Source organism: Cobetia sp. 4B (assembly GCF_018831605.1).
Taxonomy (GTDB): Bacteria; Pseudomonadota; Gammaproteobacteria; order Pseudomonadales; family Halomonadaceae; genus Cobetia; species Cobetia amphilecti.
The window spans coordinates 3,613,397-3,626,466 of record NZ_CP059843.1 but is presented as its reverse complement, the minus strand read 5'-3'; the positions used below and the strand labels follow the sequence as shown (position 1 = coordinate 3,626,466).

At 62.7% G+C, this 13,070-nt stretch carries 11 protein-coding genes and 1 tRNA gene; 6 read left to right on the top strand and 6 right to left on the bottom strand.

Translation table 11 applies throughout. From position 1 onward, the window contains the following. Positions 1-6 precede the first annotated feature (6 nt). From secD to queA, 4 genes are all read right to left on the bottom strand, one after another. Complete coding sequence (gene secD / locus H2O77_RS14845; RefSeq protein WP_054556870.1) at positions 7-1,857, bottom strand: protein translocase subunit SecD; 1,851 nt, start codon at positions 1,855-1,857, stop codon at positions 7-9. A 70-nt stretch (positions 1,858-1,927) separates the two neighbouring features. Continuing rightward, positions 1,928-2,263, bottom strand: a complete 336-nt coding sequence (gene yajC, locus H2O77_RS14840) for a preprotein translocase subunit YajC (RefSeq protein WP_043333819.1) — start codon at positions 2,261-2,263, stop codon at positions 1,928-1,930. Positions 2,264-2,393: 130 nt separating this feature from the next. After that, positions 2,394-3,530 carry a tRNA guanosine(34) transglycosylase Tgt gene (tgt, locus tag H2O77_RS14835; protein WP_215823441.1) on the bottom strand — a complete coding sequence of 379 codons (1,137 nt, stop codon included), beginning with the start codon at positions 3,528-3,530 and terminating at the stop codon, positions 2,394-2,396. A 137-nt stretch (positions 3,531-3,667) separates the two neighbouring features. Next, positions 3,668-4,699, bottom strand: a complete 1,032-nt coding sequence (gene queA, locus H2O77_RS14830; RefSeq protein WP_215824629.1) for a tRNA preQ1(34) S-adenosylmethionine ribosyltransferase-isomerase QueA — start codon at positions 4,697-4,699, stop codon at positions 3,668-3,670. Positions 4,700-5,106: 407 nt separating this feature from the next. On the opposite strand from queA, the gene H2O77_RS14825 reads away from it, so the two are divergent. Continuing rightward, positions 5,107-5,192, top strand: a tRNA-Leu gene (locus H2O77_RS14825). 256 nt (positions 5,193-5,448) lie between these two features. Here H2O77_RS14825 and H2O77_RS14820 read toward each other — a convergent pair. Next, positions 5,449-5,694 carry a hypothetical protein gene (locus H2O77_RS14820; protein WP_215823440.1) on the bottom strand — a complete coding sequence of 82 codons (246 nt, stop codon included), beginning with the start codon at positions 5,692-5,694 and terminating at the stop codon, positions 5,449-5,451. A 944-nt stretch (positions 5,695-6,638) separates the two neighbouring features. On the opposite strand from H2O77_RS14820, the gene H2O77_RS14815 reads away from it, so the two are divergent. Beyond that, on the top strand, positions 6,639-7,250 hold the full coding sequence (locus tag H2O77_RS14815) for a LysE family translocator (RefSeq protein WP_054556894.1): 612 nt from the start codon (positions 6,639-6,641) through the stop codon (positions 7,248-7,250). 148 nt (positions 7,251-7,398) lie between these two features. Here H2O77_RS14815 and H2O77_RS14810 read toward each other — a convergent pair whose 3' ends face one another. Continuing rightward, a complete protein-coding gene (locus H2O77_RS14810) occupies positions 7,399-7,890 on the bottom strand; it encodes a copper chaperone PCu(A)C (protein ID WP_215823439.1) in 492 nt (163 codons plus the stop codon). Between the two features lie 371 nt (positions 7,891-8,261). Between H2O77_RS14810 and H2O77_RS14805 the strand changes: the two genes are divergently transcribed. The 4 genes from H2O77_RS14805 to H2O77_RS14790 all read left to right on the top strand — a co-directional run bounded on the left by H2O77_RS14805 (position 8,262) and on the right by H2O77_RS14790 (position 12,991). Next, a complete protein-coding gene (locus H2O77_RS14805) occupies positions 8,262-8,774 on the top strand; it encodes an NUDIX domain-containing protein (RefSeq protein WP_225347259.1) in 513 nt (170 codons plus the stop codon). A gap of 118 nt (positions 8,775-8,892) precedes the next feature. Beyond that, complete coding sequence (locus H2O77_RS14800; RefSeq protein WP_215823438.1) at positions 8,893-9,822, top strand: MoxR family ATPase; 930 nt, start codon at positions 8,893-8,895, stop codon at positions 9,820-9,822. Further along, a complete protein-coding gene (locus H2O77_RS14795; RefSeq protein ID WP_215823437.1) occupies positions 9,819-10,838 on the top strand; it encodes a DUF58 domain-containing protein in 1,020 nt (339 codons plus the stop codon). Before H2O77_RS14800 ends, H2O77_RS14795 begins: the two co-directional genes overlap by 4 nt. After that, positions 10,835-12,991, top strand: coding sequence for a DUF3488 and transglutaminase-like domain-containing protein (locus H2O77_RS14790; protein WP_215823436.1), 2,157 nt, complete (start codon positions 10,835-10,837; stop codon positions 12,989-12,991). The genes H2O77_RS14795 and H2O77_RS14790 overlap by 4 nt, the downstream gene beginning before the upstream one ends. Positions 12,992-13,070: the final 79 nt, after the last annotated feature.

The following is a 13,070-nucleotide window of genomic DNA, read 5'->3' as shown; positions in this document are numbered from 1 at the left end:
GGCCCCTCAGATCCAGAGTTTCTTGAGTGTCTTGCCGCCAATGGCAAGATTGATGATGCCGCGCGAGACCATGATCGCCGTGAACATCGACGTCAGGATGCCGATGGACAGCGTCACCGCGAAGCCCTTGACCGGGCCACTGCCGATGGAGAACAGGATCACCGCGACCAGCAGGGTGGTGATGTTGGCATCGACGATGGAGGTGAAGGCGCGCTCGAAGCCGGTGTGCACGGCTTGGTGCAGCGGCATCTTGGAGCGCATTTCCTCGCGGATACGCTCGAAGATCAGCACGTTGGCATCCACCGCCATGCCCAGCGTCAGCACGATACCGGCGATACCCGGCAGGGTCAGGGTGGCGCCCAGCATCGACATCGCGGCAATCAGGATCGCCAGGTTGGCGGTCAGGGCCACGTTGGCGACGACACCGAAGGCCTTGTAGCGCGCCAGCATGAACAGCACGACCAGCAGCAGGCCCAGCTCGACGGACAGGATGCCGCGCGAGATGTTCTCGGCACCGAGGCTCGGGCCGATGGTGCGTTCCTGCACGAAGTAGATCGGCGCGGCCAGTGAGCCGGAACGCAGCAGCAGTGACAGCTCCTTGGCTTCCGTCGGCGAGTCGAGGCCGGTGATGCGGAAGCTGTTGCCCAGTGCACTCTGGATCGTGGCCAGACTGATCAGCCCCTTCTCGGTGTACGGGATGCGCTTCTCGACCTTCTCGCCGTCTTCCATCACGGTGCGCGTGCGGGTCTTGTGCTCGATGAACAGCACCGCCATGTTGCGGCCGATCGCGGCACGCGTGACGCGGTTCATGATCGAGCCACCGGTACCGTCCAGGTTGATGTTGACCTGCGGACGGCCGCTTTCATCGAAGCTGGTGCTGGCGCTGGAGACGCTGTCACCGCTGATGATCACGTCCTTCATGATGTTTGCGGTGCGGCTCGGCTGGTTGCGGAACGCGAAGCTCTCCATCTCGCTGGCCGGCGTGTCGCTGGCCGCTTCCAGACGGAATTCGAGGTTGGCGGTGGCACCCAGTACGCGCTTGGCGGCGGCCGTGTCCTGCACGCCCGGCAGCTCGACCACGATGCGGTTCGGGCCCTGGCGCTGAACCAGCGGCTCGGACACGCCCAGCTCGTTGACGCGATTGCGGATCGTGGTCAGGTTCTGGTTGACCGCGTAATCCTGAATCTCCTTGACGGCGGCGGCGGTCAGGGTGAGGTCCAGTACGGCCCCACGCTCGACATCGCGCTCGTCGTATTCGAAGTTCTGGAAGTCGCGCGAGATCAGTGAGCGCGCCTTCGAACGGTCTTCCTCATCGGAGAACGTCAGGCTCAGGGTGCCGTCGTCGACTTCGCTGCCGCGGTAGCGGATACGCTCCTCGCGCAGGGTTTCCTTGATGGCGCTGGCGTTGACTTCCAGGCGCTGCTTGACCGCGGCGTCCATGTCCACTTCCAGCTGGAAGTGGACACCGCCGCGCAGGTCAAGGCCCAGCTTCATCGGTGAGGCACCGAGGCTGGCCAGCCACGACGGCGTGGCGTCGGCCAGGTTCAGCGCGACGATGGCGTCATCGCCGAGCGTCTCGCTGATCAGTTCCTTGGCGCGCAGCTGCTGGTCGTTGCTGGTAAGGCGAATCAGGCCGGTGGAACCGTTGAGTTCCCCGGATTTGGGCGTGATGCCGGCGTTTTCGAGGGCACTGGTGGCGCGATCGAGGTCTTGCTGGTCGATGGCCTCGGCGCCGCTGGCGGCACTGATCTGCACAGCCGGGTCTTCGGGGTAGAGGTTCGGCAATGCGTAGATCACGCCGACGGCAAGTACCAGGCAGATCACCAGGTACTTCCAAAGCGGATAGCGGTTGAGCATGGCAGCCCTGTCCTTGGTGGAGCGGGAGAGAAAAGCATGCTGCCGGCACAGGGGCCGGCAGCAGGAGGGATCAGATGGACTTGATGGTGCCCTTCGGCAGGACTGCAGCCACGGCAGACTTCTGCACGTTGACTTCGTTGCCTTCGTTCAGCTCCATGGTGATGAACTGCTCGCTGACCTTGGTGATGCGGCCAACCAGGCCACCACCGATGACGACTTCGTCACCCTTGGCCAGATTGCCGATCAGGTTCTTGTGTTCCTTGGCGCGCTTGGACTGCGGACGCCAGAGCAGGAAATAGAAAATGACCACGAAGCCGACCAGCATGACGATCTGGCCGATGGCGCCGCCGCCGGCGACAGCCGCTTCGGCTTCCGCGTGTGCGGCAGGAATCAGGAATTCCAGCATGTGTATCTCCAGAGGTTACGAGTGAACTGTTGTTATGCAATGAGCGTGATTCAGGCTCTTCTTCACGTCTGGCTCGAGTCGAATATCAAGACGACCGGAGGATTTGGCCCCCGGTCGTCATTCGCCTCGATCAGTCGGCCAGCGGCGGCACCGGCAGGCCGCGCGCGGCATAGAACTGTTCCACGAAGTCCTGCAATGTACCCGCTTCAATTGCACCGCGCAAACCAGCCATCACGGTCTGGTAGTAGCGCAGATTGTGGATGGTGTTGAGCATCGAGCCGAGCATTTCTCCACAGCGATCAAGGTGATGCAGGTAGCCGCGCGAGAAATTGGTGCAGGTGTAGCAATCGCAGTCCGGGTCCAGCGGTGAGGTGTCACGCTTGTGGACGGCGTTGCGGATCTTGACGGTGCCCGTCGGCGTGAACAGGTGGCCGTTGCGCGCGTTGCGGGTCGGCATCACGCAATCGAACATGTCGACGCCGCGCCGCACGCCCTCGACCAGGTCTTCCGGCTTGCCGACGCCCATCAGATAGCGCGGCTTGTCTTCCGGCATCCACTCGGGGAGGTAGTCGAGAACCTTGATCATCTCGTCCTTGGGCTCGCCCACGGACAGGCCGCCGATGGCGTAGCCGTCGAAATCGATCTTCTTGAGGCCCTCGAGGGACTTCTCGCGCAGGTCCGGATACATGCCGCCCTGGATGATACCGAACAGCGCCGACGGCGAGTCGCCATGCGCGTCGTAGGAGCGCTGCGCCCAGCGCAGGGACATCTCCATGGACTTGCGCGCTTCATCATGGGTGGCCGGGTACGGCGTGCACTCATCGAAGATCATCACGATGTCGGAGCCCAGCGAGCGCTGCACCGCCATCGATTCTTCCGGGCCCATGAAGACCTTGGAGCCATCGACCGGTGAGCGGAAGTGAACGCCCTGTTCGGTGATCTTGCGCGTCTTGCCCAGCGAGAAGACCTGGAAGCCGCCGGAATCGGTCAGGATCGGCTTGTCCCACTGCGCGAAGTCATGCAGATCGCCATGCGCTTCGATGACTTCCGTACCCGGGCGCAGCCACAGGTGGAAGGTGTTGCCGAGGATGATCTCGGCGCCGATCTCCTTGATGGACTCCGGCGTCATGCCCTTGACGGTGCCGTAGGTGCCCACCGGCATGAAGGCCGGGGTTTCCACGGTGCCGCGCGGGAAGGTCATGCGGCCACGACGTGCACGGCCATCGGTCGCGAGCTTTTCAAAGCTCATGAAGCATTCTTTACGCATGGTGCTCTCTTTGCTTGGCGGCGAAACAGGCCGCAGCTGGTGTGTCGATGCCACTATGCCGCAGCATAGCGCGGGGCGCGTTAACTGCGCATGACACGGCCCTCGGCGAATGCCGGGGCCATGTCAGAAGAGGGGATTCAGGCGCGTTCCAGCAGCATGGCATCGCCATAGCTGAAGAACTGGTAGCGCTCTTCCACCGCCGCCTGATAGGCCGCCATGGTGTGCTCGTAGCCGGCGAAGGCCGAGACCAGCATCAGCAGGGTCGATTCCGGCAGATGGAAGTTGGTGATCAACAGATCCACCACCTGCCACTCGTAGCCCGGGTAGATGAAGATGTCGGTGTCGCCGGAGTAGGGGGCCAGCTCACCAGCGTGGGCCTTGGCGGCGCTCTCGAGGCAGCGCACGCTGGTGGTGCCGACGGCGACCACACGGCGGCCGGCAGCGCGGGCACGGGCGATCTTGTCGCAGGCTTCCTGACCGACCTCGATCCACTCGCTGTGCATGTGGTGCTCGAGAATGCTGTCGACGCGTACCGGCTGGAAGGTGCCGGCACCCACATGCAGGGTGACGAAGGCGGTCTCGATGCCTTTCTCGGCCATGGCGGCCATGATCGGCTCATCGAAGTGCAGGCCCGCCGTCGGGGCGGCCACGGCGCCATCGCGCTTGGCATAGACCGTCTGATAGCGCTCGCGATCCGACAGCTCGTCATCCCGAGTGATATAAGGCGGCAGCGGCATGTGGCCGTGCTGGTTGAGCAGCTCGATCATCGGCGTCTCGCCGTGGAAGCGCAGCTCGAACAGCGCCTCCTGACGGCCTTCGACCACGGCCGTGATGCCACCTTCAAAGATCAGCTCGGTACCCGGCTTGGGCGACTTGCTGGAGCGGATGTGCGCCAGGCCACGATGGGCGTCCAGCGGACGCTCCAGCAGCATCTCGATCTTGCCGCCGGAGGCTTTCTGACCATGCAGGCGCGCTGGGATCACGCGGGTGTCGTTGAACACCACGACATCGCCGGGTTCCAGCTGCTCGAGCAGATCCGGGAAGTGACGGTGCACGATCTCGCCGCTCTTGCCATCCAGATGCAGCAGACGGCAATCGCTGCGCTGCTCTGACGGGTAGCGGGCAATCAGCTCATCCGGCAGGCTGAAATCGTAATCGCTGCGCTGCATCGGGCGCGCGTCGTTAGGTGTGGCAACGCCCGAGGCATCACCGGAATCGATACGTGACATGGCCAACCTGACACTCTGATAGCACGAGGCGCGTGGTGCGCTCCGTGGCATGCGTACATGCACAATGGGGAGATGCCGCCCTGAGACACTGGCGCACTCGTCGCGAGCGCATGACTCCCTTTCTGCGGGTGGGGTAGTCAGGTGCGACACTCTCGAGGCCTTGGCTGTCCGAGCAGACGAAAAAGGTCGCTCATGATACCCAATACCATCGTCCACGCGAAGACCCGTTTGCGGGCGACACGCCTCAGCCCACTGCGGCGTGGGGTGTGAGGAAGCGCTCCATGTGTCTGATCTGACGCCAAAACTCGTTGACCTTGGCGCAATGTCCCGTATAATTTCGCTCCGTTGCCGGTGTGGCGGAATTGGTAGACGCAGCGGATTCAAAATCCGCCGCTTAATAGGCGTGTCGGTTCGAGTCCGACCACCGGCACCAGAATTGAAAAAGTCGCTTTCGAGCGGCTTTTTGCGTTTCTGGCTCCCGCCGATTCATCTCCCTTGTGGTTCTTCGCTCGCTCTCTGTCTCTGCCCCGAATACCAGTCCTTGCTTATTCCTTCACGCTTCGCCTGTCATGGCGCTGGCGATGGCAGCTGCTTGTCTGTGCTCTGTACGTGACGGCAGGGGCCCAGACACAGGAAAGCCCCGAACGAATGTCGGGGCTTTCCTGTGTCTCGTGCATCCAGTCGGCGGCTCACGCCTGTTGTGGAACGCTCTTCACGCGTCGATAGATGCTGTTGCTGGCGAGGGAGGGGTCGAGGAGTGCGATGCGGGTGTTCTGGATCGCGAGTTCCTGGCGCAGGGTAAACCACATGCCGACGTATTCATGGCAATCCTGGCAGTGCACCAGGTGGTCGGCCGATGGGGTGTGGTACTGATACTCCATCTTCAGGCCGGAGCATGCCGGACAACACAGTGCGGCTTGAGCTTTCCCTTCCATGTCTCCTCTCCTTCTCAGCAATTGACTGAATCTGGTGAGGTGCAGCGTAGTGGTCTCTTTCCTTGAGTTCGCAAACCTGCCAGTCATCAAGGCCCATGAATCAATCGCTCAGACTCATGGATCTTGCTGGCCGGGGAGTGAAGCTTCCCATGCTTGCGCGTCATCCTCTGACAGGGCCTGTCCCTGGCTGCACTTCCTGTGCACTTGGCCCGTCACTACGCTGAACCTGCCGCTCTTCCTGAGCAGCGATCGGGCGTTACTGACCCGCAAGAATCTTGTACACCTTTCAGAAACTGACTGAATTCGGTGTCATTCAGCGTAGTGCTCTCTTTCCCTGAGCTCGCAGGCTTGCCAGTCATGAAGATTCGTAAACCTACCCGCTCAGGCTTACGAATCTTCCTGGCTAAGGAGCGAAGTCCCCAAGCCTGCGCGTCATCCTTTGACAGGGCCTGTCCCTGGCTGCACTTCCTGTGCACTTGGCCTATCACTACGCTGAACCTGCCGCTCTTCCTGAGCAGCGGTAGAGACGTTACTGGTTATCATAAACTTGTACAACGTCTAATTTGTTGCACAAGTTTTCAAATGTGTAAATTTCTGTACTTTATTATGTTCTCATATAAATCCATGCACGACGGCCGCCTTCGAGGGCTGACTGTCCAGCCCGTGTGACACCCGTTGTGAGGGGCATGTCCAGGTCGTCCATATGGCCTGCTGCCGCATCAGCATGGCGCTTGATACACTCGACTGCGTCTGCCTGAAGACTTGGTGGGAGTCGTATGTGCCCGATGCTCTCATCTCTTGAGCAACGCAGGATGGGGAGGGCGGGCCCCATCGCGAGCGCCGGGCTACTGTCAGGTGATACCCCCCCAGAGGTGTTTGTCCGAGGCCGGCGCTGTGTCGCTTTCACCAATTGACTGGAACATGGAATGACCTTCATGCATTGGATGCCGCTGAATCTGTGGTTGTCACTGGTTGCGCTATGCGCGATGGGGGCGATGTCGCCCGGACCGAGTCTGGCGATGGTGCTGCGCCATACCCTGGGCGGCGGCAGGAGTGCGGGGGTCGCCGCCGGTATCAGTCATGCGCTGGGAGTCGGGTTGTATGCCGCGCTGACTGCCTGGGGGCTTGGCGCCTTGATTGTTCATTACCCGGGCGTCTTCCAGGCGATCATGCTGCTGGGCGCAGTCTATCTGGCCTGGTTGGGGTTCAAGGCACTGCGGGCGGGTCGCGGTGGAGCGCTGGAGGCGCAGGCCGTCACGACGTCTCGCTCCATGGCGATACGCGATGGTTTCATGGTGGCGCTGGCCAACCCCAAGTTGATCCTGTTCTTCGTGGCGCTGCTCAGTCAGTTGATCACGCCGGAGATGAGCGAGATGGGCAAGTGGCTGGTCGTCGTGACGGCCATGGGCATCGACGGGCTCTGGTATGTGCTGGTGGCACTGGTGCTGTCGCACTCGCGGGTGCTGCCCTGGTTGCAGGCGCGCGCGATGTGGATCAACCGTCTGACGGGCGTGGTGTTGCTGGGGCTGGCGTTGCGGGTGGTCTGGGGGCTTTGAGACAGCCTGTCAGCCCGGTGAGGATCTGGCGCTTCTTGAGAAAACGGCCCTGGCACCTTGTGTCAGGGCCGTTTTGCATGCGCGTTTCGCGGGTTGAGGCGTTTGTCGATAGAGGTGTTTGTCGATAGAGGCGTATGTACCGTTGGCGTTACTCACTGAGCGACATCATCTCGGCGTAGTCCTTGATCGAGACCTCAAGGCTCGTGTCAGGTCTCGCGAGAAAATGCAGTGTCAGTGGCAGCCTGTCGCCCGCAATGAGTGGCTGCGTCAGCCCGATCAGCATCAGATGGGGGCCGCCGCCGGGAGCCATCGTCAGCGGCGCGTCAGAGGAAATCGCCAGTTGCTCGATTCTGTGCATCTGCATGCGCTCTTGCGTGACTTGCATGCTGTGCAATTCGACCGTGGCGGCCATCGGTGTGCTGGCGCCTGTCAGCACGGCATCGCCCTTTGCGATCGAGAGTGTCAGGTAGGCGGCCCCGGTCGTGGCACCCGGCGGCGTCGGCAGCGCGAAGGCTTGCTCGACATGGGGGATGGCGGATGGGGTTTCCTGCGCCGAGGCGTGAACCGTGGCAAGGGAGAGCAGGGCTAGCGTCGCCAGCCATCTGCTGACGGTGGTGGCGATGGTGCGAAGGGCGGTCATGCCAGCCGATATCCGCCCGGCGCGTCGCGGCGCGCCATGTCCCTGATGAGGTTGCCTCATGCCGTGCGCATCTCCTGTGTCGGCGTGTAAAGAGAATGACCCTGGGGTCGGTCCATGATGCCAGTGTGGTGTTTTCTGACGTCGATGGCCTCTAGCGTAGAGGCTAGTGTAGAGAGTTCTGTTTTAGGTGGTTTGCACGAATGCGAGCGTCACCTGTTGCCCGGGTGTGAAGGCAGGTGTCCGGGCCGCAGTTGAAGGCAGCTTCGTCGCATTCTGCTACCGTGGGATGCATTGGTCGATGCCATCCGGCGGTGTTGGTCGTCGCAGGTGGCTATCGAAGTGATTCAAGGACAGGCAAGGAACAGGGAACGGTGATCCAGGACGAAATCATTCAGCTGGTCGATGCGCAGAATCGCCCTTGTGGCACGGCTCCACGTCGCTTGATGCGACGCTACCGCTATTGGCACCGTGCCACCTATGCCTTCGTGCTCAATGGCCGCGGTGAGCTGTGCATCCAGAAGCGTACCCTGAGCAAGGAAGTGTTCCCCGGCTATTTCGACCTCGCCAGTGGGGGGGTTGTCGGGGCCGGTGAGGCCGTGCAGGTGGCTGCTCGTCGCGAGCTGGAGGAAGAGATTGGCGTGCGCGGTGCGCCGCTCAAGCATTGTTTCGATTTCTGCTACACCGACGCGACCAACCATGTCTTCGGCAGTGCATATCTGGTGCATTACGATGGCCCGCTGACGCTGCAGGCTGAAGAAGTGGCGGACGCCTTCTGGGTCACGCCTGCCGATGCGCTTGCGTTGCATCCTTCAACGCCTGATAGCCGTATGGCCCTTGAGCGCTTGATTCGTGAAGGCTTTCTGAGTGAGAGCCTGAGCCGATGATCTTCGCTTTTCCTTGTCGGGCCTGGGCAGCAACGCCGTTGGCCCTGAGTCATCTGGCGTGTGCTGCCCATCGTGATGGCCGCATCTCCTCCTCCCCACTTTGTTCTGGAGTCTTTGCATGAATGCCAAGGTATCGCCACAGCAGCTGGAAGAGGTGGAAGCCGCATTGTCGACCGTGCTGGCGGGCAAGCCGCGCCAGATCCGTCTGGCGCTCTGTTGTCTGCTGTGTCGTGGTCATGTCCTGATCGAGGACTTGCCGGGGCTGGGCAAGACGACGCTCGCCCAGGGGCTGGCGCGTCTGATCGGAGCCGACATGCAGCGGGTGCAGTTCACCAGCGATCTATTGCCCGCTGACATTCTCGGCGTGTCGGTATTCGACCCGCGTGAGGGCAACTTCCGCTTCCATTCCGGCCCGGTGTTCCACTCGCTGGTGCTGGCGGACGAGATCAACCGTGCCACGCCCAAGACGCAGAGCGCGTTGCTGGAGGCGATGGAAGAGCGTCAGGTGACGGTGGAGGGCGAGACCCGTCGCCTGCCAGAACCGTTCTTCGTGATCGCGACCCAGAATCCGCTCCAGCAATCCGGCACCTTCCCGCTGCCGGAGTCCCAGCTGGACCGCTTCCTGATGCGGTTGTCATTGGGCTACCCGGAACCCGCAGCCGAGCGCGAGATTCTCAAGGGCAATGCCGGACGACAGCATATCGAGGCGCTGCGACCCTTGTTGCCCGTCTCGGTGCTCAAGGAGTGGCAGGCCGCCGTGGAACGTGTGCGCCTGTCGGACCCGCTGCTGGATTATCTGCAGGCGCTGGTGGCGGCGACGCGCAGCTCGCCGGAAGTGGCCTATGGTCTCTCGACGCGCGGGGTGCTGGCGCTGGCCAGTGCTGCGCGTGGCTGGGCACTGCTGGCAGGACGTGACTATGTGCTGCCGGAGGATGTGCAAGCGGTCTGGGCGCCCGTCGTGGGGCACCGCCTCAGCGAAGGCAGTGTTGCCGAAGGTGAAGCCGTGGCGCGCCATCTGCTCGGGCAGGTGGCGGTGGTGCCTGCATGACCCAGGTGTCGAAACCCGGCGCATGGACGCGCGTGAAAGCCCGCATGCTGCGCAAGATGTCGATTGGCGGAGGCGAGGCGCTTCATCATGCGCGCTTGATGATCTTGCCGACGTCCTTTGGGCTGTTCTGGGCGGTGCTGGTGATCCTGCTGCTGCTGTTGGGGATCAATTACGAGAACTCGCTGGCGCATGGCCTGTCCTTCTGGCTGTTCGCCGTGGCAGTGGTCAGCATCTTTCGCAGCTGGCGCAATCTGGCGGGCGTGCGAGTGCAGCTGATCGCCGATGGTGAGGCGTTTGCAGGCAATACGTTGCGCGTCATGGTGCGTCTCACCGGTCGGGCTCGCTCACATGCCATCGATGTGCGACTGGGAGAGGCGCGCCAGCGACTCGAGATCCATGACGGCGAAGGCAGTGCGCCGCTGGAGCTGGCGGCCTTTCAGCGTGGCCAGTTCTCATTGCCGACGCTGACGCTGGAGTCGCGATGGCCACTGGGACTGGTGCGCCTGTGGGCCTGGGTCGCGATCGACACGCCGGTCCTCGTCTATCCACAGCCAGAGCTTCCCTCCACCCCGCAGGGCAGTCGTCGTACGCTCGAGCAGATAGAGCAGGGCGATTTCGCCGGTCTGCGCCGCTATGTACCGGGTGATGCGCCAGCGCATATCGCCTGGAAGCACTGGGGGCGCAGCGGCGAGCTGGTCACCAAGCGCTTCGAGACGCCAGCGCGTCCTTCGCTGTGGCTGGATTACGAGGCCTGTCGTGGCGACATGGAGCAGCGGCTCTCGGAGCTCACGGCACGCGTGCTGGCGGCGGAAGGCGCCCAGGCGACCTATGGTCTGCGGCTGCCGGGCCAGACATTGGCCATCGCCAGTGGCGGGGCGCATCGTCGTCGAGTGCTTGAGGCGCTGACGCTGTTCGGCGGCGAGCACAGGTTGCCATGGTCCGCCCAGCTGGCGGCTAGTGAGGCCGCCGAGCGAGCCGGCGCGAGTCGTCCCTTGAGTCAGGAGGGCGGCGCATGAGTCTGTGGACAGCCAACGCTTCCCCGGGACGCGCCTCCCTGGGCCGCTCCTCAAAGGGCGATCTCGTCAGAAGCGCGTTCTCTACCTCCTCCAGCGCCAGACGACGCTGGTGGCAGCGCAAACCGCTGACGCCTGATCAGGCATTGGGCTGGCTGGAGCTGCGCCATCTGTTCATCGGCCAGTGTCTTGTGCTGGCGTTGCATGTGCTGTGGATGCCGGTGTGGCTTGCCCTGCCGGCCTTGCTGGCGGCGTTGTGGCGCTTTCAGCAGCTCCGGGCGCGAGTTCCGCGCGCTGGCATCCTGTTGCGACTGGCGGCGGTGGCAATGGTCGCGGCGGGCCTGTTTCTCGAATACGGCCAGATGCTGCGCCTGGAGGCGATGATCGGCCTGCTGGTCGGCATCTATCTGCTCAAGCTGCTGGAGACGGACAGCCTGCGCGATGGTCGCGTGGTCTGCGGGCTGGGTTTCGTGGTGCTGGCGGCGGCCTTCCTGCATGACCAGGGGCCCTTGATGGCGGCGGCTTCGGTCATGGCCGCGGCGTGGCTGGTCGGCGGGCTGGTGTTGATCGCCGGTGCACGCGAACGTCGTGAGGCCATGCGGGAGACGGCCTGGCTGATGGGGCTGTCCCTGCCGCTGATGCTGGGCTTGTTCGTGCTCTTTCCCCGCCTGCCGCCGCTGTGGAACGTGCCGCAGCTCAACGAGGCCACCACGGGGCTTACCGACAGTGTCTCTCCCGGCGATATCGCCGCCCTGGGTCGCAGTGATGCCTTGGCGTTTCGGGCGCGTTTCGACAACGGACTGCCGGCGACCTCCCAGCGCTACTGGCGTGTGTATACCCTGAGCCTGTTTGATGGCGTGCGCTGGTCGCGTGCCACGCCGGAGCGTCTTCAGGAGGCGCTGGGTGGGCCGGCCGAGCGCTACGTTCAGCGCGGGACGCGCATGGAGGGGGAAGTCGCCCGTCATCGCTATGAGCTGCTGCTGGAGCCGGACCCGCGCCCCTGGCGGCCGAGTCTCGGCGCGCCACTGACGACCAGCCGCGAGGCCCGTTACCTGATTGACGGCACCCTTGAGGGGCTGGCGTCACTCAATACCCGCGAGCTGCTGGAGATGTCTTCCTCCGGCGCGCCACCGACAACGGCTCCGCAATGGATGCAGCGCCTTGATCAGCTGTTGCCCGATGATGGCAACCCGCGTGCCCGTGAGTTCGCTCGCGATCTGATGCGAGAGTCGGGGGGAGATCCTCAGGTCTTCCTGCAGCGCCTTTTCCAGTATTTCAATCGCCAGCCTTTCCACTACACCCTGACGCCACCGCGCCTCGAGGGGCTCAGCCGTGTCGATGATTTCCTGTTCGACAGCTTGCAGGGCTATTGCACCCATTACGCCTCTACCAGCGTTTTTCTGGCGCGCGCTGCCGGACTGCCGGCGCGTATGGTCGCGGGTTATCTGGGCGGCGAGGCACAAGGCGATGGCATCGGTGGGCCGCAGGAATTGAGCATCCGTCAGTATGACGCCCACGCCTGGGTCGAGGTGTTCTATGCCGGCCGCTGGCATCGATTTGATCCCACCGCGGCGGTGGCTCCCGAGCGAATCTCGCAGGGGGCGCTGAGCCTGCAGGGGCAGCCGGGCTTCATGGCCGATGCTGGCTTGCGCGCCTTCACGCTGAATAATTCATTGCTCAGTGATCTAAGACGGCAGTGGGAGCGTTTCGAATACCGCTGGCAACGCAGCGTGGTGGGGTTCCGTCTCGACGAGCAGCGAAATCTCTGGAAGCGACTGTTTGGTGACTTCCGCTGGGAGTGGCTTGTCTGGGGTGTGCTCGGGTTGCTGGCCAGTGTGGTGCTGGCAGGCGTGGCACTGGTGTTGTGGTCGGGTCGTGAGGTGTCAGCGCACGCAGGTGTGCGAGCCTACCGCAGATTGGTGAAGCGGCTGGAGCGTACGGGCCATGGCCCCCACGTGGGCGAGGCTCCCGGCAGCCACTTGCGCCGTATTGCCCAACAGCAGCCGCAGAATGTAAGAGTATTGTTACATTTGGCAGATTTGATTGAACAATGGCTATACAACGATGCTACGGTATTAGCGAGTTCTCATGGTGAAGCATCATCCTTGCGTAGTGTTCGGCGCCAGTGGTCTGTGCAGTCTCGCAAGATTCGCTAAATCACAATGATGACTTTTATGAGTGTTACTTATTGATTTAAAGAGGTTTTTCCGCATTAGATATCTCATCCTTGCAGCG